Here is a 19,289-nt window from a genome sequence, read left to right on the forward strand (position 1 = left end):
CCTTCCAAGGGATCAAGAAATGGCGCACCGCGCCGGATGAAGATGATAACTATGCCTACGCGATAGCCCTCTAAAATCGCATTTTGAGCGTTTGCGGAGGGGCTTCCCACCTAATGCGCAACAGCCTTTGACACCGCCTCGACAGCATTCACCAAGGCCGGGAGTAGGCCAGTAACCTTTGCAACAGCGACTGGAGCTGCCGCAACCAAGGCGGCATCGACGAATTTCGTTGTCCTTTCGCTCAACCACTTTCCGAAAGTGACGGCCAAACCGAGAAGTTTTGCAGTTCGCGACCTTACAAGCTCCTTGTCGGGGCTGGATTTTTCCAGCTCCCTTTCAATCACCCCTATATCATCCAGTGCATTTCGGAGCTGATCACGTTCAGCACTGTGATCTTCTTGGTCAGGTGGCCCGTTGTGCCCCCGCCATGCGAGTTCGCGCTCAAGGTCGTCAATATGATCTCGGAGGACACGAAGCGCTGTGCGTGCATCGGACATCGCGTCTGTTTCCCCGGCAGCGCCGGGCTTTACGATATGAGCAAAGTCGGTGTTTTCCAGCAGCATTGCTTTGATTTTCGGACGGACGAGCCGCCCAACGCTTTCGGCAGGAGAAAAACCGTTGAGGATGGGTGCGCCAAGCTCCTGAACAACGGCTGAGATATTGCGCATCCGATAGCGAATCGCTGCGTCGTTCCTCTGAGCAAGAGCGCCACTTAACAACGTCTGCGCAAGCGGCTCGGATCGATCATCCGAGCCGTGAATCTGGAGGCGAAGCAGCAGCACGTAGACTTCGACCGACCGCCGAAGCTCCTCGTCGGTCCATGAGGTACTCGCGCTCTCAATAGTTCTTCGTGCCATAGAGTCAGATCGCGCCATCGGCGATTGTGAAATCATCCTTGAAAATCAAGTGACATGCCTCCTTATTGGTCCATTGCGAGGGCCTCAATCAAGGCTGATGCCCTCTGACCGTGCTTTCTCGATAGTATCCAACAGGACGGCGCACTGTTTTTCTGTCGGAATTCTCAGCGGCATCTGCATGGCGACGTTCAATATGCCGATCTCCTTTGGCGTCAGCAGACGCTTGGCAGCAAGCGTATCATGCACAGTGACCCACTTAGCGGCCGGGATCGCAAAGACCTTCGTCTGCGCCTCAATGCCATTATCCACCTTCTGGGTATTCCGGGCAGCCCGCTTTTCAGCCACATGATCGTCTCCGGACAGGCATTCGCCATCGAACTCATCCGGCAGAAGGTCGGCAAACTCTTCCATATTTTCCAGCATCCGCGCCCAGCAGGTCTCACGCTTGGCCCATTCCGAAATGTTCGAAATACCCTGCATCGGGCGCAGGAGGTCATCGTTCACGCGGGAAGCCACAACCGCGATGGTGCTTTCCAGAACAGGACTTATCGCCTGCGCATTCCAGATCCGCTGAAAATCGAGACTTTTTTTCTCCCGCCTGGTCAGCTCGCTGAGAACGGCCAGCGTATAGGCGACGATGTTGGCGCGATAACCGTTGTTGTACCACGGCTGCGCTGACACAATCCGTTCGGTCGCACGAAATATGATCCCTCGCGCAACCGCGCGTTTGAAGTACGCTTCGTTGAAGCTGTCAGACGACTTGTCCCATTCCTTGCCGATTCGGGAGGCGTAGCGGGCGAAGTTCTTTTCGGCCCCGAGGTTCACGTATCGCGGATGGTCATCCCAGACGTTCTCGAACTTCGCAAGATCCGTCTTGGTCAGCATCTGCGGCTTCGGATTTTCCGCTTTGAAGCGCTTCTGCTCGGCAGGGGTGAGTTTGGCCTGCGCATCCGCATACTGACCACGGGCGCGTTCATAAAACCACTTGGTTTCCCGCTGCGCACCTTTGCCCGCAGGCGCCCATAGGCGCCGGGAAAACTCCTCCATACGGATATGATACGCATGGTTTGAGAAGAAATCCGCAGCCTGAACCCGGTTCTGGGTATTGGCATACTCGGAAATGCGCGGAACGACCTTCTCGCTCTCCTCGTTGTCAATCACTGACAACTTCATCTGCACGAATATCTGCGTGAGGTCAGCTTTGTCTTTCCTGCGGGTGTGGAATAGCGACGCGGTGGTCTGGCCGCCATTCACAATCTGAAGGTCGGTTATCTTAATGATCTGGAGGCCATCGCCAGTCCGCTTCGTTTCGACCCCCTGGGCCGTGGCCGTGATGCCGTTGTTGTAGGCGAAGAACATACCCGGCTCGGTGATGATAGTCGTGCGAATGCCTTGGTTAACCTTCGCTCTGGCCTGAAGGAACGTGCGGACGTTCTGCTCCAGCAGCCTCGCGCCGAACTTCTCGTATATTGTGGAAAGGATCGGTCCCGGCATGACAACGAGATAGGATTGATACGCACCTGTGCCCAAATGGGCGGGGAGGCAGGATATGCCGGTTCCGAACATAGCTTCGAAGTCCAGGTCCAGCGCCTCTTTGTGGCTGCGGGAACTTCGCTGGCGGTGGAGGCGAGAGATATCCCAGATGTGAAAGCTCGTTGCGATACCGGCTATTTCGGTATCCGGCAGCGCCTGAATACGGTCGCTCAAGGTACGCTCGGAAACGAGAATAAGATTGAGATGCCGGATCAGCGATTTCCTGTCAGCGATCTGCCTTGCGAGGCCATATTCCGGCGATGTGATTTCCAGACCAGCCGCCAGATTCTTCCGCAGACTGGCGTCGAAGAAATTAGCCAAACGCTTGAACGCGGCGTCAACATCGGTGCGGGTAAGTGATGCCAGCTCGGTGCGGCCGTCGAAGTCGGCCACGAAAAGGTTCAGACCGCCTTCGTCGTTAAACCAGTATCCGTCCACACGCATACCGCGCTGCGCCCGATAGTGCGCGAACTCAAAGCCTTCCGTGAACCCCGTCTCTGTCAACTCGCGGGACACGACATCCATGAATTCGGCCAGCAGGAAGCTTCCATTCGCCTCGGCCCCGGCCAACAAATCCTGACGGAAATCATGGAAGAACTCTTCGGCGGTCGTTTCCAATCAGGGCCTCCGGAACATATCGGCTTCATCGCAGGAGAACGGAGCTATCGCTTCCAGCATGACGTCGTAGGAAACCTTGGTGATGCCGGGCGGCAGCTCCGAGCGGATCAGGCGGGGAAACCCATCGGTCACGCGGTATCCTTGAAGACCGCCGACAATGAAACGTGGAGCATCGTATTCTGCGAGCGGCACGTACCCCATGCCTGCGAGTTTGTCGGCAAACTGCTCGATGGCATCGGCATCCGCAAGCTCACTATCGATCAGGCCGACAATGCCGTTCAATGACAATGCCTGGTCAGCATCGGATTGACTGCTCAGGCGCTGGGTCAGGAGAAACAGCTCGTCAGCAAGCGATTCCAATTGATCCTCGGACGAAATGCGGACGGTGCTACGTTCGCGACCCGAAAGCGATTTCACCTCGATGGCCCGGTCGCCGAAAATGAAATCTTGATGGGAATCGTCAGGACCGCACCACGCATCGACGGCGGCGACCTGCGGCAGTGTATCCTTATAGAGAAGGCGCAGGACGTGCAGTTCGCCGAACAGGCCGCGAATCTCTTCTGGTGAGAGCAGGCGGGCATTGCGTCCAGCAAGAAACGCCTTCCAGCGCCGCAGATGGGCAAGTGCGACGGCCAGTGCCGCCGCCGGGTCCGCGACATCCTTGAGGCTGCTAATGAGTGTTTCGCATAGGCCAAGAAACAGATCGCTGTCGATATGACGGGCGAGCGTGAGAACGAAACGCTGTTGTCCGGCACGATCACCGTTGCGAAGATCAACGCCGATACCATGCAGAGAAACAACATCACGGCGGAACTGTGCGGTGTGATCGCCATCCAGCTCGATAATCAGCAGGCACTGCGCTCCGGCATCCCGTCCCCAGAAGATGGAAACTCCCGTGGTTCCCGCGACGCGGAGAACACTGAGATCAGCCGACGGTATCGTAATAGCGTCCCATGGCACCGACCTACTCATCGTCATAGTCCTCGTCGGCATCCGGATCGTCATCCATCGAGCCGTACATCTCCTCCATCCAGACCTTGTTGGCGATCACTTCGATCTCATAGTCGGTTCCGTACAGACCGTCTGGGAAGCTCAGCCCCCATGCGGGAACTCTGTATCCAGCCAAGTCAGGATTATCGGTCGGCTCCAGAACATGAATCATCAGCAGCGGTTTATTTCGGATCATGCGGTAATGAACGTCAGAGGGCTTTTTCTTTCTGGACTTCGTGTCCTCGGACGCCAGAATTTCGGCATCTGAAATTTGATCTTCTGTAAGGCCAAGCTTCTCGTCGCCTCGACTGGCGACACGGTATCCTGAAATCTGCCATTTATCGGACGTGGCATCCTTTGCAGCCGTTCGGTCCTGTGCGCCTAGGCGATATGCCGCCGGGTCGCCAGGCCCTTTAGAGATAAGCAGCACATCGGCCTTGGCGAATTTAGGCGCGATTTTGAGAAGGTACTCAACTGCGTCCGCTTTCCGCTTCCGCGCCGATTTATGTGCCTTGAACCGCAGCAGGAACTCATCGACTTTCCCGACATCAACGTCAGGAATGAACCACCCCTTTTCTGTCGGTTGCACTGTGCCGCCAAACCCGTCGCGCCAGTATTCCGCGATCAGCTCCTCGTTCTCCAAGTTGATTTTGGTATCAAGAGGAAGCAGCCAACTCTCCTGAAGTGTGCCAGTGAGGTTCTGGTTGAGAACAACCTTTTCACCACTGCGCATCTTGTTCGCGGCGGTTACCATCAGGCTGTCCGGGTGGGACTTCACGTAGAGGCCGAAATCCCTCGGACTCATTTCGGCCTGACGCATCCGCGTGATCTGCTGACGCAGCTCCTCGGATGCCAGTGCGATATGCTTATACCAGTTGATTGAGTCATTCGGCAGCCAGACGCGGCATACATCCTCGTAACCCGGTCGATAGCCGAACCAGCGGCCCATCTGCATCAGCGTGTCGTACATCTTGGTGTTACGGTACATGTAACTGACTGTCAGACCTTCAATCGTAAGGCCGCGTGATAGGCTGAGACCGCCAATAGCGATTGCGGTCAGACCGATGCCATCCTTGTCGTACTTCGCGAAATCGAGAACCTCGTCGCTCTTGCTGTTGACGACGTAGGTCCGCATGTTCTCGAATACGCCCCAGAGAGCGGCTTTCACTTCGTCCCAAGTGTAGTGTCGCCCGCCAAATTCGTTGGCGGTGAACTCGACGTCGAACGCGGCACGCAGACGGGCCATGTGTTCGTTTTTCGATGATGCGGCTTCCGGCATCATGTAGTTGGCCTTTACGGCCTCCCGCATCCGGTCGAGGCGCAAACCGATGAAGCTCCGCACCTCTTTTTGAACGGATACGAAGCGGGACACATTGATCAGCATGGAGCAGTGTTTCCGCTCCTGACCTCTGAGGTTGCGGATGGCTCGCGCGACAATGAACTGATCCAGCGCACGATAGAGGCTGGGTGGGAGTTCCGCGACCGGAAAACCGTTCTTATGAATGAATGGGAGGTATTCCTCGCAGTCCTCGATTTGCCGGAGGATAGCACTGCTGCTCTCGTCGTTCAGAAAAACCTTGTCCGGCCCGAAATATGTGGTCGGCGCGTCCAGCGAGTGAATGAAGTCGCTCGGAAACAGCTCCTCGTAGGCATCTTTGTCGAAAGCGTCGGGGTCGATGAATATGTTGGCGAACGGTGTGGCCGTATATCCGACGTAACAATTCTTGGTGAACAGCCGCAGAATCTTCCTTATCCACGCGTTGGTTGCGGTCGGATTGATATCAGGCTTGTTCGTGTTGATTGATGCGTTGTCAGCTTCGTCGTCGATGACCAGCATAGGGACATCGGCAATGCGGTCGCGCCCTTTCGCATTCAGCTCCCGCAACCAGATGTGCAGAGCTTCAAGCGTCTTCACATTCTTTTTGATCACAAGAATGACAGGATTCTTGAAATCGTTCAGTTGTGCGCCACTGACATTCGCAGTCTGCTTGTTGAAATCTGAGTTTATGTTCGTGAGCGTGACAGGGTTCGGGTAGTTTCTGTCCAGCCCGACACCGATGTTGACGCGATTTTCCGGATCGCTGGACCGGCCGACAAATCCTTCATCGACACGCTGCTGAGTCTGCTTGCGCAGATTGTTGTGAATGCCCGCAATGACGATGATGAACTTGTATCCGGCATCGGCAGCCTTCGCGATCACGCCCATGTAGTTGGCAGTCTTGCCGGACTGGACATGGCCGATGACCAGACCACGGCGTTTCCATTCGCCTTCGCTGGTCGGGTCCTGGAGCAGGCCGAGAATTTTTGAACCGTCAGCGTTGAGGAGGGTGTTCACAACGGTGGGCTTCCAGCCCTGACCGCGAAGGTAGGCACCATAAGCATCCGCATAAGTGGTGCCGATCTCACGCTTGTGAATCCAGTCCTCGTCGTGCGCGGCATCGACATCGATCAGTGAAACGCCCGCGTTCATGCGCGACGGTATTGCCGTCTCGGCTTCAGTGATGATGCTCTGAAGATCGCCGGAGTAGCCGAGCAGCGGCGCGAGGAGAGCCGCTTTCGCTGCGATCTCGTCGCGACACGGCAGGCCGTCCAGATCGTCGAACGCGCCGATCAGTGCAGCAAGAACAACCTTCTCCTTATCGCCCTGTGCGCTCAAGCGAATCCCCCCTTAATGTAATTCTCCACGATCTCCACGTAATCGTCAAAGAGTCGTGTCGATCTGACAATATCCCTGAATGCATCCGCATCCCCTGGCCCGTCACCCCACAGGGCGCGTTTGAGGTCATCAAGGCGGTCTTTCATATCATCGACTGGCGGCCTCTGGTTCACATCGCGAGGGTGCGTCGAATAATCCGAGTAGATCATCTCGACGGGCAGTGATGCCGCAACGGCCTCCAGCAGAAGGTCGAGGTGGCGCACACCTTCGCCGTCCAGTTTCTCGTGCAGGCGCTGTGCCAGCGGATGCGTCCTGTTCAGGGCATACCGGATGCCGGTCTTGTCGGCATATCGCTCCCATAGCGGCGCGGAGATTTCATGGAAGAGTTTCTGCCCGCGCCCTCGGTGAACGGTTGTGCTTGCCCCTGAAACCTGAGCGATAATCTGCCGGAGTCGTTCCCGTACCGGCAGCGGCGGACGGGATCGCGACTTCTTGATGTCGATAGTCCACGCCTCATCGAGGCTGTTTGGAAAGTCGATCTGAACACGGGCCAGCTTGGTCGCTTCCCCCTTCGGTATCAGCCTGAACCAGTCACCCCACGCCATCAGCCTGCCGTTGCGGTAGATGTAGGCTCCCTGATTGGAGATGAAATCGCTGCGGTTCTGATAGAAATCGTATTCGCGGGCCGTGAGGTTTGAATGGTGCGGAAGGATGTACGGTTGCAGATGCACCGCTGCCGATCCGATCCGCACAATCTCTTCCGGCAGATGCCTGGTATGAGTGTTTTTGCGGCAGAATGGGTCAAAGGCTTCGACCGGATGCCCGTTCACCGTGATCGCGATGCGGCCCCGACCTCGGATTTCACCGGCAAGAAAACGGTGGAAGACGAGCGCCAGATGCTTTTCCAGCACGTCCAGCTTCTCATTTACGATCTCATCCCGGCGGTTGCAGGTTTCATCTTCCAGCAGCCGATCCATTTCCCGCCAGATGACGGCGGTGCCGTGTGCGCCAAGGTGGTCCACATAGGGTAGAGCCGCGATATCCTCTTCGTCGAGAATGCTGAGAATCCAGTCATCCGCCTGGTCGATAACGTCGAGATTCCATTCAGCCCCTGACAGGCTGCCATCCTTCGTGCTCACGACGGTGAGGGAGCGGCATTGTGAGAAAGAGGCGGTTTTGAGGCCGAGACCGAACCGACCCAAATCTTTTGGTGATCTCTGTGTGCGCGGGTTTGCGGCACCGTGCCGCATGGCTGCAAGAAGCTCGACTGCATCCATTCCATGCCCGTCATCAAGGATGACGAGGGCGGGCTGTAAAGCTGCCGACTCGCAAAAGATACTGATTTTCGACGCATCAGCGGAAATACTGTTGTCGATGAGGTCTGCAACCGCGGCTTCAAGCGAATAGCCCAAATCACGCAATGATGCGGAGAGGCATGCCGCACTCGGGGGCAGGCGTTCGGGGCGTGCCATCAGGAAGCCCCGCGAATTTCGGTGGATAGCTGCCGTACGATCCGGTTAGCATCGGCTTTCAGATCGCATTCCCAGACGATGATGACCGTCCAGCCTGCCGCCTCAAGTTCGACCTTGTTCCGATTATCTCTTTCCACATTCCCATCAAACTTTGCCTGCCAGAACTCAATTCTGGTGGAGGGTGTGGTCGCACTGCGGCACCCCTCATGTCGATGCCAGAAGCAGCCATGAACAAAGACGACGGTGCGGTATTTCGGCAAAACGATATCAGGCTTACCCGGAAGGTCTTTTGAATAAAGCCGAAACCGGAAACCCGCACGATGGAGCAGCGACCGGAGTCGCTTTTCAGGGGCGGTGTCGCGTCCTCTGATCCGCGACATGTTCCAGCTCCGCCGCTCCGCCGAAATTGTGTCCGCCATCAGTTGTCGTCCGGCACAGCATGAAGGACCTCGGCGACTATATCAGCGATCTGTCGGGCGAGTTGCGGCGGCACAGCGTTGCCGACCTGATGATACTGCTCAGTGCGCGGGCCTGCGAAGAAATAGTTGTCTGGGAATGTCTGGAGCCGCGCCGCTTCACGAACCGTCAGGCTCCGGCACTGAGCGGGATCGTAATGGATGAAGTAATGCCCGTCCTTGGAGATATGCGATGTAATTGTCGTTGAAACTTGGCCTGCGAGTTGCACCCGAAATCTGTCCGAAAACATCTTGCCTGTCCGACCTTCCTCGACATTTTTATGGTCGGGAAGCAGATTTGTCGGGAAATCGGCCAGCTTCGGGCTGCGACCTGTTTTTTCTGCAAAGGTCGCGGCATAAAGATAGCGGCGTAAGTCAGATCCCATGTGGCTTCGTGCCTCGTGCGAAGTCAACACAGACAGCCTGCTGTCATAGAGGCTCCGCAGCACATCATGTGGAGGCTTGCGCATATTGTATTGGGATGACGATACGGCGCGGGGCGAACTGACCTCAATCAAATTATGGAAATCGAGCGCTTTTGCGACATCGCCAGCATAGACCGCGCCATTAAGCTGACGGCGGACATTCATGCTTGAGATGGCCCGAAGCTCACTGAGCCATGCAGCAGGGCTGTCTTTCGCTTTCGAAAGTCCACTGCGTATCGAAGGCAGTGATCCTATCGTTTCCTGAACCGTGGGGGCGACCATCTTTTTCAGTGATCTGGGACGAACCTTCAGGTCACTGCGGATGCCGACTATAAACATCCGGTGACGTGCCTGTGGGATTCCATATTCTTCTGCGCGAACCACGAAAAGGCGCGGGTCCACATCCCCTTCCGCCATATCCGGCTCAGTGAGCGAATACAGCCTGTAGGAAAGATCATCCGGCGCTCCGGGAATGGCAGTTCCGGGATGTGAAAGGTCGCGAACGATCCGGGTTATTGCCGACTTGCCGTCGATGGTCGCGGAAAGCAATCCCTTTACGTTCTCCATTACGAACACCGGCGGACGATGATCTACGATGATGCGGAGGTACTCCAGATAAAGGGTGTGCCGCTCATCCTGCGCGAAATCGGTACGACCCATCATCCGCGAACGGCCCACCAACGAATAGGCTTGGCACGGCGGTCCTCCAACGAGCGCCCATCGCCTGCTATCGCCAACACGATCGCGGATGATCTTTTTCACTTCCGCATGGGATTCCGGCCCAAGGGAGATGCAGAAGGCCGATGCAACTGCATGGGCATGAGCCTGGGGGTGCAGCCGATACAACTCCTCTAGCGTTATGCCACCCTTGAGGAACGTATAATAGTCATCCGGCGCTTCTCCGTCAGGAAACTGGCGGATGAAATGACGAAGAAGAAGCGTCTTATGTGAGAATATGTCTCTCTCTATCGACGCAACACTATTGAAGCAGGGCCTGCCTCTTTCATCTGAACTCAGAGCAAAGCCTTCGCCGAGGCCGCCGGGGCCGGCAAATACATCAACAACGGGGAATGCTGCGTTTCGCCACGCCTGTCCAGGCCACATTACCCCGGGGGCAGCGCGTACGGGTAGTTCCTCAACCATTGGATTAACTGCGAGCATGCCGACAATCATCCCCCAGATCGCTTGGCATTCGCTTCAGACGCAAGCAGCAACCGTTGAAATTCTTCAACGCTGACAACAACGACAACTGGCCTCCCATGCTTTTCAACCTGGACTGGCCCCGCTCTAGCGCGGTCGAGCAAAAGTCCAAAACTGTTCTTGGCGTCCTTCGCAGACATGGTCTGCATTCGTTCCACCCCATCATGAATGAGCCATTTTAGCTACTTTGGAGGCTTTTACAACTATAGGCAATGCTGCCGCATCAATTTGTCTGATGCCCCCCCACGACCGAAGCGGTTGCGGTTGGTGCAACAGGAGAAGTGCCGGGGCATCTATCGATCATGCCACTTCCGTGCCGCCAAAGGGTTGCTTGGGGGCGCTGCCCCCTGGCGCGGCGCAAGGGATCGCTGACGCTCGGTCGGAACGGTATCCCCGGCCTTCCTCCACGTCGTTCCGCCGTTCCGTGCAGGCCGGGTGATCCCCCTCCGTCCCGCCCGCCCTTGCGCCTTACACCCCCCGGTCTCGCCGACGGGCAAGGGTTCAGGAGCGGCGCTTCGCTGCTCTGAACCCCAAGCTCCGAGGAACAGAGACATGACCAACGCAGCCGAAAGTAATCCCCGCATCTACGTCGCCTGCCTTGCCGCGTATAATAACGGCTACCTGCATGGTGCCTGGATTGACGCGGATCAGGATGCAGATGAGATCAGAAGCGAGATCGCGGCCATGCTCGCGCGCTCGCCGATCGTCAGCGCGGAGGAATATGCCATCCATGACTACGAGGGATTCGAGGGCGTCGCGATCGAGGAATATGCCGGCATCGAGAGGGTGGCGCGGATCGGCGCGTTCATCGCCGAGCATGGCGCTTTAGGCGCGGGCTTGCTGAAGGAGTTCAGCGGGGACACCGAACAAGCCGAAACCGCCTTGCGCGACTGCTATCATGGACAGTTCACCAGCCTTGCCGACTACATGGAAGAGCTGACCACCGAGACGGTCACGATCCCCGACGCCCTGCGCTACTATATCGACTGGCAAGTGATGGCACGTGATGCCGAGATGGGAGGGGACTTCTTCACCGTCGAAACCGCGCATGACGAGGTGCATGTCTTTTCACACCGCTAAAAGACCGCCGTTGTCTTGCCTGCCTTGGTAGGCAAGACAAGGTGAAGACGGATTAAGCATAGCAGTGATCGCATTACACGCTCAAGTTATCTAAATAGAGCGACTACAATGACGCTTTCACATCCGCGACCATCTCCGTCCGGGCTTTGTCCTGCACCGCCCCGGATAGGGAGGTGAGGCCATGCTGAGTATCGACTGGCGCTCGCCGGCGGCCTACGCGTACACAAAAACCATTTCCGCCGCCGGTTTTGCTTGGGAATATCTTCGTCGCAACGACGACTACCGGGACGATTTCCAGTCCGCCAGCGCGGACGGAGGCCCCGGCGCTGACCGACTCGAACACTTCATTCGGCGCTGGGGGTTACGATTTCCCAAGCGACCCCGACGCACCGCCTGAACGGGAACCTCCGGTCTGGTCGCCGCTATTGCAGCCGCGAGCCATCATGCTGTCGCCCGTGGAACATCCAAGCGGCCAGGCAGTACCGATGATCGTGCTCGCGCATATCGACGGCCTTGAACTGCGTCAGGCCGAAGATGGCTGGCACGGCATCTGACAGGCCGATGGCGTCGTGCATCAATTCTGGCTGCGCGACGCCGTGCCGGACGCCGCCGCCTTCTATGCCGCATCTCTGCCGATGGATTCCTATCTGGAGCTTCGCGCCCACGCCGCGCGGCGTCTCTGGCGCGCACTGACCGGACGCCCGCCAGGCGCGGACTTCCGGGCGCTGCCCGCCCAACTCCGGCAATGGCATATCCTGTCGCTGCGGGCGCTCGACGCCCGGCTGCGCGGCGAGAGCTATCGCGGCATCGCCGAAGTCCTGCTCGGCTTCCACGGCAGCAAAGAGGATTGGGAGATCGACCCGAGCAAGAACAAGGTGCGCCGCCTCGTCGCGCATGGCGTCAAGATGATGCGCGGCGGCTATCGCTTGTTGCTGCATTATCCGATCAAGCCGGATACGCGCTGACGGCATCAATCCGTCAGGGTCTATTGGCCGCCGCCTGTTCCAATATGCGCCGATAGCCTTCGCGCGATAGCCATTGCGCGCGTTCGAGATGGCTTTGCCAGCAACGGCGGGTGCGCAGTTCATCAGCGACCGGATCGCGATGCAGCACGATTTGCGCGACTTCCTGCCATTCCGCGTTCTCTGCCTTGGCGTCCAGCAACCGCATGTACGTCACGAAATGCCGTTCGTCATAGGGCGTAATCGCATCGCCGGTCGGCGCTTCGTCATCCACGTCGGGATCGAGTTCGACAGGTGTTTTCATCTTCACTCCCTCTACCTTTGGAGAGGGATGGTCTGCGGTGCGCCCCCGCAAATATCCTCTCTGACTCCTGGTGATCGGGGAGTTAGTAACCGTGACTAGACGGCCCCATGGCCTTTAGTTCGAAGAACCTGTTGCATACGCCACAGGCTCCCCGACCATAGGGTCAAGGAGTGTGGTGCCGTCACGGCCGGCACCAACCGCTAGTCAGGGGTTACTACGCCCCCGGAACAGCGCGTCACTGCTCCTAGCCCACGCTTATCCGAAACGGGCGGAAAAGTCTCTCCCTATTCGGTGTAGCAGACGCCGAGCCGCTGAAAACTCTCATCTTTTCGGTCTCATAGGGGTGCCGCCAGCGCATAGGCGCAAATGCGGCACGCTACCCGCCGCCGATCCCTCGCCATGGTTCGCCTAGTTCCGGGGCCTAAAGCGCCCCGGAATCCACCAGAACCAAGGAGGGTTCCATGTGCACAGAGCGCCGCCGCGCCCGCAAGGGGCGACCGCGACAGTCGATCCCCGAACCACTTCCCGACGATCTGTTCGATTACGCCGACGATCCCACGCCGGACGGCCGGGCACAAGCTGCCGACGCGCCCCTTCTCGGCCCGGACGGCCAGAGGATGCGCGTAACCGACGATTTGCCCGATGATGTTCCTGTCACCGAGGCCGAGATTGACGTGTTCGAGCGTTGGTTCGGCGATGTGTTCGACGAACTCTTGAACCCGAGAAAGCCGGATGACAGCTTGCATTTCCTATCACACACTGATAGGAAAAAGATGTGAACGCGGATCGTGATCCGAGCCTCGACACGCTTCTGGACCTCGACGGACAGATGCTCTTTGTCGATCCCGAAGGCGGCTATTGGGTGAAGTTTGTCGTCACCCGCGTTCCGGCCTCGCCGGAAAAGCCGCACGGCCTCGATTATTCGCTCACGCTTCACGGGCCTTCGGGCGAACGGCTGGTCGGCTTCGATAACGCCCATCCGGTCGGCCGAGGCAGGAGGGGCGAGCCGATGGACCATAGGCATCGCCTCCAGACCGTGAAGCCTTACGCCTACGAGGATACGGCCACGCTGTTGGCCGACTTCTGGCAGGCGGTGGACGCGGTGTTGAAGGAGCGAGGTGCCCTATGACCACATTGAAAGTCGGGATTGCCGACTATGAAGAAATGAAGGCCCGCACCATGCGGATTGCCAAGGGCGAGGAAAAGCCCGCGCCCGGCGATCCGAAGGTGTGGTTCACCTCGACCGAATCCTTCGCCAAGGTGCTGTCGGCAGGGAACCGCGAGTTGCTTCGCGTCATCGCCGAGAAAGCCCCGGCATCGCTGGAAGAACTGGCGGAAATCACCGGCCGGGCCGGTTCCAATCTGTCACGCACCCTCAAAACGATGGAGAGCTACGGCCTTGTGCGGCTTGAGCCGGGCCACGGCCGCAAGCTCGCGCCCAAGGTGGTCCATGACCGCGTGGAGCTGGCGCTGCCCCTGATCGACCGCCCCAAGGCGAAGAAGGCTATGGGAGACCGGCCATGAACATGCACAGCCCAACCGTTACCGCCCGCGCCGCGCTTTACCTGCGCGTCTCAACTGCCCGGCAGGCCGAGCATGACATTTCCATTCCCGACCAGAAGCGGCAGGGCGAAGCCTATTGCGAGCAACGCGGCTACCAGCTCGTTGAAACCTATGTCGAGCCCGGCGCAACCGCCACCAACGACAAGCGCCCGGAGTTCCAGCGCATGATCGAGGCCGGCACGTCAAAGCCCGCACCGTTCGATATTGTCGTGGTGCATAGCTTCTCGCGTTTCTTCCGCGACCACTTCGAGATGGAGTTCTACGTCAGGAAGCTGGCCAAGAACGGCGTCAAGCTCGTCTCCATCACGCAGGAGATGGGCGACGATCCCATGCACCAGATGATGCGGCAGATCATGGCGCTGTTCGACGAATACCAGTCGAAGGAGAACGCCAAGCACGTCCTGCGCGCCATGAACGAGAACGCCCGGCAAGGCTTCTGGAACGGCGCTCGGCCGCCCATCGGCTATCGCATCGTCGCGGCTGAACAGCGCGGATCGAAGATCAAGAAGAAGCTGGAGATCGACCAGCTACACGCCGACACCGTGCGGCTGATCTATCGCCTGTTCCTTGAAGGCGACGGCACGCGCGGCGCGATGGGCGTCAAGGCCATTGCCACCTATCTCAACGAGCGTCGTTTCTTTACCCGCGACGGCGGCCGGTGGGGGCTGGCGCAAATCCACGCCATTCTGACCCGCACCACCTATATCGGCGAGCACAGGTTCAACACGCGCTCGCACAAGGACCGGGAGAAGAAGCCGGAGAGCGAGGTCGCCATCATGGCGGTGCCGCCCCTGATCGAGCGCGAGATTTACGATGCGGTGCAAGCCCGCCTCAAATCCCGCAATCCCATGGTGACGCCCGCGCGTGTCTCCAGCGGCCCCACGCTCCTGACCGGCATTTGCTTCTGCGCCAAGTGCGGGGGCGCGATGACGCTACGCACCGGCCGGGGCAGCACGGGCGCGACATACCGCTACTACACCTGCTCCACCAAGGCGCGGCAGGGCGAGACCGGCTGCAAGGGCCGAACGATCCCAATGGACAAGCTCGACCATCTGGTCGCGAGCCACCTCGAAGACCGCCTGCTTCAGCCGAAGCGGCTGGAGGCAATCCTTTCCAACCTCCTCGACCGCCGGCAGGAACGCAGCGAGCGCCGCCGCGAGCATCTGGCGGACCTGCGCCGTCGCATCACTGAAACCGACCAGCGGCTCGGCCGGCTCTACGACGCGATCGAATCAGGAGTGGCCGCGCTCGACGATGTGGGCCTCAAGGATCGCATCGCCGGTCTGAAGGCGATCCGGGATCAGGCCACCGCCGATGCCGAACGGATTCAGATGACGCTCGACAGCCGCGGCAATCAGGCAATCACCACCGACATGATCGACGCGCTGTCCGATGCGGCGCGCAGCGGCTTGAGGATGGAAGGGGGCGGCTATCGGCGGGATCACCTGCGCGCCTTCGCCCAGCGCGTCGAGGTCGCCGATGACGAGGTTCGCATCATGGGATCGAAATCGGAACTGCTGCAAACGCTCGTCGCCGCTTCCAGCGTGGAATCGGCGGCAATCGGCGTTCGCAGTTCTGTACTGAAATGGCGCACCCGGCACGATTCGAACGTGCGACCTCTGCCTTCGGAGGGCAGCGCTCTATCCAGCTGAGCTACGGGTGCCTGGGCGCGAGGAATGCGCCTGTGCCGCGTCTTCATAATCGAAGCGCCGGCCCCCGGCAACGGGGGCGCGGGAGGTTTCATGGGGAGAGGGGGCGCAACCTCACGCCGGGAGCCCCGTCTATGCCGGGCGGGCGCCGGCGAGCAGCGCCCGGATTTGCGCGGGCAGGGCCGCCGCGCCGCCGGGATTGAGCTCCACACCCTCCGTGTCCGCCCGCAGCGCGGCGGCGAGGAGGTCGGCGACCAAAGCCATGTCGGACGCGCCGAGCCCCAGCGTCGCCATGAACTGTGTGCCGACCCGCAGCGCGCTGCGTTCCGGCCGGGTGATGTCGGGGCACAGGCCGATGATGATGCCGCTCTCCGCCAGTGCCGCCACCAGCCCGCGCGGTTCGGCCGAGGGCGCGATGGGGATCAGCATCTGGTGCGTATGGCCCGCCTCCGGCGCGAGCACCGGCAGGCCGCGCGCGCGGCAGGCCTGCGCGAGGGCCGCCGTATTGGCGACGATGCGGCGGGCATAATCGGCCGCCCCGGTGCGCATGGCGGTGAGCAGGCGCAGCAGCGGCGGCAGCAGGGCGGCGTTATAATTGGCGAGAAAGCGCGCATCCAGCAGCCGCGCCAGCGCCTCGCCCTGCGCCGGATCGCGGCCGAGGATCAGCCCGTGCGGCAGGCCGGGAAGGGTCTTGTAGGTCGAGGTGACAAGCACATCGACGCCGGCCTCCAGCGGGTTGGGATAGGTGCCGCCGGCGATCAGCCCGGCGACATGCGAGGCGTCGAACACGGTGGTGGCGCCCACCGCCCGCGCCGCCGCGACCACGGGCGCGATGTCGTCCGCGCGTAGCATGACACTGCGCCCGAGCATGACGAGGCGCGGGCGCCGCGCTTCCACCCTCCCCGCCGCGCCTGTCGCATCGAGGCACAGGCCGGCGGCATCGAAGGGAAGTTCCTCGCAGGCGAGCCCGGCAAGCTCCGGCGTGCCGCCGCGCCGCTGGCTCAGATGCCCGCCCTGCGCCTTGTCAGGCGCCAGCATCAGGTCGCCCGGGCGGGCGAAGGCGTGGAACACCGCGAGATTGCACAGCGTCGCGCTCGGCAGGCGCGGCTCGGCCCAGGCGGCGTTGAACAGGGCGCAGGCCTCCTGCCGCACCGCCACCTCGAATTGCGAGACGATCTCGGTGCCGGGCTGCTCCTTGTCGAAGCTCGGCCCCATGGAGGGCATGGCGCCGAGGCCCGGTGCAAAGGCCGCCAGCACGTCCGGGGAGGGCAGGTTGGCGCCGGCATAGAGCACCAGCCGCGCGCGGGTCAGCGTCTCGGCATGGCGGGCGGCGGCGGCGAAGAGTGCGTCATGGTCCGGGGTCATGGAACGGAGATAGCCGCTAATCGCCGCGCGGCCAATGCGGCCTCGCCACGCAGAGTGTGGCGGGCGGGCGGCGGGTTGTTATATAGCTCGGCCATGACAGACACACCCGCCGCCTCTGCCCCGCCGCCGCGCGCGCCGCTGTTCTCCCCCGAGGAGGTGGAGCGCTATGCCCGCCATCTCGTGCTCGCTGAAATCGGCGGGCCGGGCCAGCAGATGCTGAAAAAGGCGCGAATGCTGGTCGTGGGCGCGGGCGGGCTCGGCGCGCCGGCGCTGATGTATCTCGCCGCTGCCGGGGTCGGCCATCTCACCGTCATCGACGATGACGAGGTGTCGCTGTCCAATCTGCAGCGTCAGGTCATCCACACGACCCAGGCCATCGGCCGGCGCAAGACCGACAGCGCGGGCGCGTTCATCGCCGCGCTCAACCCGCATGTGGGGTTCGAGGGGATCACGGCCCGGCTCACCGCGGAAAATGCGCTGGGGCTGGTGGGCGCGGCCGATGTGGTGATCGACGGTTCGGACAATTTCGCCACCCGCTATCTCGTCTCGGATGCCTGCGCGCTGGCCGGCGTGCCGCTGGTCTCCGCTGCGCTGGGCCGTTTCGACGCCACGGTGACGACGCTGCGCCCGCATGAGAAGGCGGCAGACGGCACGCCGAACCCGACCTATCGCTGCCTGTTCCCGGAGCCGCCGCCGGCGGGGCTGGTGCCCAGCTGCGCCGAGGCCGGCATTCTCGGCGCGGTGGCCGGGGTGGCCGGCACGCTGGTGGCACTGGAGGCGGTGCGCGCCGTGGTCGGCTTCGGCGAGGGGCTGGTTGGGCGGCTGCTGATGATCGACACGCTCACCATGCGCTTCGAGACGCTGAGCTATGGCTGGGACCCGGACAACCCGCTGACCGGGGAGAACCCGACGATCCGCGATTTGTCGGGGCACGCGGGCTGACGGGCGGCGGGCTCCGCATGGCCTCAAGGGGCCGTCATCCCGGCCGAGCGTAGCGAGAGCCGGGATCGGGGTTATCGTTGCGCGCGATCATGCGGCGCGATCCCGGATCGGCCTTCAGTCGTCCGGGATGACAACGTGCCGGACGAAGGGGTCGCGGCATGCTCAGGTGCGCGCGGCGTCCTCGACGCGCGCAGGCGCCCGCCCTCAGTCCCGCCCTACAGCATCGCCGGCAGCACCCGGTCGGGCGGGCGGTGGCCGTCCATGAACGCCTTGATGTTGACGATCACCTTCTCGCCGGTGTCGACGCGGGCCTCCACCGTGGCCGAGCCCATATGCGGCAGCAGCACCACCTTGCCGGCGCGGGCGAGCTTGAGCAGCTTCGGGCTCACCGCCGGCTCGCGCTCGAACACGTCGAGCCCGGCTCCGGCGATCTCGCCCTGCTCGATCATGCGGATCAGCGCATGCTCGTCGATCACCTCGCCGCGCGCGGTATTGACGATATAGGCGTCGCGCCGCACCAGCTTCAGCCGGCGGGCGGAGAGCAGGTGGAAGGTGGCCGGCGTGTGCGGGCAATTGATGGAGAGAATGTCCATCCGCGCCAGCATCTGGTCGAGGCTGTCCCAATAGGTCGCTTCCAGATCTTCCTCGATCTGCGCGGGGAGGGGGCGGCGGTTGTGGTAGTGGATCTGCAGGCCGAAGGCGCGGGCGCGGCGCGCCACCGCCTGGCCGATGCGCCCCATGCCGATGATGCCGAGCCGCTTGCCCCAGATGCGGTGGCCCAGCATCCAGGTCGGCGACCAGCCGGGCCAGGCGCCGTCATCGCTGGTGATCAGCGCCGCCCCCTCGGTGAGCCGGCGCGGCACGGCGAGAATCAGCGCCATGGTCATGTCGGCGGTGTCCTCGGTGAGGACGCCGGGCGTGTTGGTGATGGTGATGCCGCGCTCGGTGGCGGCGGTGACATCGATATGATCGACGCCATTGCCGAAATTGGCGATCAGCTTGAGGTTCGGCCCCGCCGCCTCGATGACGCGGGCGTCGATGCGGTCGCAAATGGCCGGCACCAGCACATCGGCGGTGGCGACGGCCTCCGCGAGCGCGGCCTGGCTCATCGGCACGTCGTCGACATTGAGCCGCGCATCGAACAATTCGCGCATGCGGGTTTCGATCTTGTCGGGCAGCTTTCGTGTCACGACGACCAGCGGCTTCCTGCGGGCCATG

The 19,289-nt window shown here is 60.9% G+C and carries 18 protein-coding genes, 1 tRNA gene and 1 pseudogene; 8 read left to right on the forward strand and 12 right to left on the reverse strand.

Annotated elements, in window-relative coordinates; translation table 11 throughout:
* Window positions 1-110: 110 nt before the first annotated feature.
* The 8 genes from J2S75_RS18820 to J2S75_RS18855 form a co-directional block, all read right to left on the reverse strand.
* Complete coding sequence (locus J2S75_RS18820; RefSeq protein WP_307022164.1) at window positions 111-782, reverse strand: hypothetical protein; 672 nt, start codon at window positions 780-782, stop codon at window positions 111-113.
* Window positions 783-941: 159 nt separating this feature from the next.
* Window positions 942-3,008, reverse strand: coding sequence for an AIPR family protein (locus J2S75_RS18825; RefSeq protein ID WP_307022165.1), 2,067 nt, complete (start codon window positions 3,006-3,008; stop codon window positions 942-944).
* Window positions 3,009-3,980, reverse strand: coding sequence for a PD-(D/E)XK motif protein (locus tag J2S75_RS18830; protein WP_307022166.1), 972 nt, complete (start codon window positions 3,978-3,980; stop codon window positions 3,009-3,011).
* A complete protein-coding gene (locus J2S75_RS18835) occupies window positions 3,973-6,654 on the reverse strand; it encodes a Z1 domain-containing protein (protein ID WP_307022167.1) in 2,682 nt (893 codons plus the stop codon). The genes J2S75_RS18830 and J2S75_RS18835 overlap by 8 nt, the downstream gene beginning before the upstream one ends.
* A complete protein-coding gene (locus J2S75_RS18840) occupies window positions 6,651-8,126 on the reverse strand; it encodes an ATP-binding protein (RefSeq protein WP_307022168.1) in 1,476 nt (491 codons plus the stop codon). The genes J2S75_RS18835 and J2S75_RS18840 overlap by 4 nt, the downstream gene beginning before the upstream one ends.
* Window positions 8,126-8,545, reverse strand: coding sequence for a very short patch repair endonuclease (locus J2S75_RS18845; RefSeq protein ID WP_307022170.1), 420 nt, complete (start codon window positions 8,543-8,545; stop codon window positions 8,126-8,128). The genes J2S75_RS18840 and J2S75_RS18845 overlap by 1 nt, the downstream gene beginning before the upstream one ends.
* Entirely contained in the window at window positions 8,545-10,167 is a 1,623-nt protein-coding gene (locus tag J2S75_RS18850) for a DNA cytosine methyltransferase (protein WP_307022172.1), read from the reverse strand. The genes J2S75_RS18845 and J2S75_RS18850 overlap by 1 nt, the downstream gene beginning before the upstream one ends.
* 8 nt (window positions 10,168-10,175) lie before the next feature.
* A complete protein-coding gene (locus tag J2S75_RS18855; RefSeq protein WP_307022173.1) occupies window positions 10,176-10,355 on the reverse strand; it encodes a type II toxin-antitoxin system Phd/YefM family antitoxin in 180 nt (59 codons plus the stop codon).
* A gap of 403 nt (window positions 10,356-10,758) precedes the next feature.
* Here J2S75_RS18855 and J2S75_RS18860 point away from each other — a divergent pair, with 403 nt between their 5' ends.
* From J2S75_RS18860 to J2S75_RS18870, 3 genes are all read left to right on the forward strand, one after another.
* Complete coding sequence (locus J2S75_RS18860) at window positions 10,759-11,286, forward strand: antirestriction protein ArdA (RefSeq protein ID WP_307022175.1); 528 nt, start codon at window positions 10,759-10,761, stop codon at window positions 11,284-11,286.
* A 181-nt stretch (window positions 11,287-11,467) separates the two neighbouring features.
* Window positions 11,468-11,683 (forward strand): transcriptional regulator domain-containing protein, encoded by a 216-nt coding sequence (locus tag J2S75_RS18865; protein ID WP_307022176.1) that lies wholly within the window; start codon window positions 11,468-11,470, stop codon window positions 11,681-11,683.
* A gap of 199 nt (window positions 11,684-11,882) precedes the next feature.
* A complete protein-coding gene (locus J2S75_RS18870) occupies window positions 11,883-12,251 on the forward strand; it encodes a DUF2285 domain-containing protein (RefSeq protein WP_442320038.1) in 369 nt (122 codons plus the stop codon).
* 13 nt (window positions 12,252-12,264) lie between these two features.
* On the opposite strand, the gene J2S75_RS18875 is transcribed toward J2S75_RS18870, so the two are convergent.
* Window positions 12,265-12,552, reverse strand: a complete 288-nt coding sequence (locus J2S75_RS18875; protein WP_307022180.1) for a DNA -binding domain-containing protein — start codon at window positions 12,550-12,552, stop codon at window positions 12,265-12,267.
* 461 nt (window positions 12,553-13,013) lie between these two features.
* Between J2S75_RS18875 and J2S75_RS18880 the strand changes: the two genes are divergently transcribed.
* The 4 genes and pseudogenes from J2S75_RS18880 to J2S75_RS18895 all read left to right on the forward strand — a co-directional run.
* Window positions 13,014-13,331 (forward strand): hypothetical protein, encoded by a 318-nt coding sequence (locus J2S75_RS18880; protein WP_307022182.1) that lies wholly within the window; start codon window positions 13,014-13,016, stop codon window positions 13,329-13,331.
* Window positions 13,328-13,681, forward strand: a complete 354-nt coding sequence (locus J2S75_RS18885) for a toxin-antitoxin system TumE family protein (protein WP_307022184.1) — start codon at window positions 13,328-13,330, stop codon at window positions 13,679-13,681. Before J2S75_RS18880 ends, J2S75_RS18885 begins: the two co-directional genes overlap by 4 nt.
* On the forward strand, window positions 13,678-14,076 hold the full coding sequence (locus J2S75_RS18890; protein WP_116652207.1) for an HVO_A0114 family putative DNA-binding protein: 399 nt from the start codon (window positions 13,678-13,680) through the stop codon (window positions 14,074-14,076). The genes J2S75_RS18885 and J2S75_RS18890 overlap by 4 nt, the downstream gene beginning before the upstream one ends.
* Window positions 14,073-15,731 (forward strand): annotated as a pseudogene (locus J2S75_RS18895) (recombinase family protein); the annotation flags it as partial. The gene J2S75_RS18890 and the pseudogene J2S75_RS18895, both read left to right, overlap by 4 nt.
* Here J2S75_RS18895 and J2S75_RS18905 read toward each other — a convergent pair.
* Window positions 15,702-15,778, reverse strand: a tRNA-Arg gene (locus J2S75_RS18905). The pseudogene J2S75_RS18895 and the gene J2S75_RS18905 overlap by 30 nt on opposite strands.
* A gap of 118 nt (window positions 15,779-15,896) precedes the next feature.
* Window positions 15,897-17,129: a glycine hydroxymethyltransferase gene (locus J2S75_RS18910; protein WP_307022190.1), complete on the reverse strand. Its 1,233-nt coding sequence runs from the start codon at window positions 17,127-17,129 to the stop codon at window positions 15,897-15,899.
* Window positions 17,130-17,267: 138 nt separating this feature from the next.
* Here J2S75_RS18910 and J2S75_RS18915 point away from each other — a divergent pair, with 138 nt between their 5' ends.
* Window positions 17,268-18,071: a HesA/MoeB/ThiF family protein gene (locus J2S75_RS18915; protein ID WP_307022341.1), complete on the forward strand. Its 804-nt coding sequence runs from the start codon at window positions 17,268-17,270 to the stop codon at window positions 18,069-18,071.
* Window positions 18,072-18,286: 215 nt separating this feature from the next.
* Here the strand turns inward: J2S75_RS18915 and J2S75_RS18920 are convergent, their stop codons facing one another.
* Complete coding sequence (locus tag J2S75_RS18920) at window positions 18,287-19,288, reverse strand: 2-hydroxyacid dehydrogenase (RefSeq protein ID WP_307022191.1); 1,002 nt, start codon at window positions 19,286-19,288, stop codon at window positions 18,287-18,289.
* Between the last annotated feature and the right edge of the window lies 1 nt (window position 19,289).

The sequence above is a fragment of the Ancylobacter polymorphus genome, assembly GCF_030813495.1.
Taxonomy (GTDB): Bacteria; Pseudomonadota; Alphaproteobacteria; order Rhizobiales; family Xanthobacteraceae; genus Ancylobacter; species Ancylobacter polymorphus.

Coding starts and splice junctions, on each gene's coding strand:
- J2S75_RS18830 (WP_307022166.1), bottom strand. CDS start 3,980: ATGAGTAGGTCGGTGCCATGGGACGCTATTACGATACCGTCGGCTGAT.
- J2S75_RS18840 (WP_307022168.1), bottom strand. CDS start 8,126: ATGGCACGCCCCGAACGCCTGCCCCCGAGTGCGGCATGCCTCTCCGCA.
- J2S75_RS18845 (WP_307022170.1), bottom strand. CDS start 8,545: ATGGCGGACACAATTTCGGCGGAGCGGCGGAGCTGGAACATGTCGCGG.
- J2S75_RS18850 (WP_307022172.1), bottom strand. CDS start 10,167: ATGCTCGCAGTTAATCCAATGGTTGAGGAACTACCCGTACGCGCTGCC.
- J2S75_RS18855 (WP_307022173.1), bottom strand. CDS start 10,355: ATGCAGACCATGTCTGCGAAGGACGCCAAGAACAGTTTTGGACTTTTG.
- J2S75_RS18860 (WP_307022175.1), top strand. CDS start 10,759: ATGACCAACGCAGCCGAAAGTAATCCCCGCATCTACGTCGCCTGCCTT.
- J2S75_RS18865 (WP_307022176.1), top strand. CDS start 11,468: ATGCTGAGTATCGACTGGCGCTCGCCGGCGGCCTACGCGTACACAAAA.
- J2S75_RS18875 (WP_307022180.1), bottom strand. CDS start 12,552: ATGAAAACACCTGTCGAACTCGATCCCGACGTGGATGACGAAGCGCCG.
- J2S75_RS18880 (WP_307022182.1), top strand. CDS start 13,014: ATGTGCACAGAGCGCCGCCGCGCCCGCAAGGGGCGACCGCGACAGTCG.
- J2S75_RS18890 (WP_116652207.1), top strand. CDS start 13,678: ATGACCACATTGAAAGTCGGGATTGCCGACTATGAAGAAATGAAGGCC.
- J2S75_RS18910 (WP_307022190.1), bottom strand. CDS start 17,129: ATGACCCCGGACCATGACGCACTCTTCGCCGCCGCCGCCCGCCATGCC.
- J2S75_RS18920 (WP_307022191.1), bottom strand. CDS start 19,288: ATGGCCCGCAGGAAGCCGCTGGTCGTCGTGACACGAAAGCTGCCCGAC.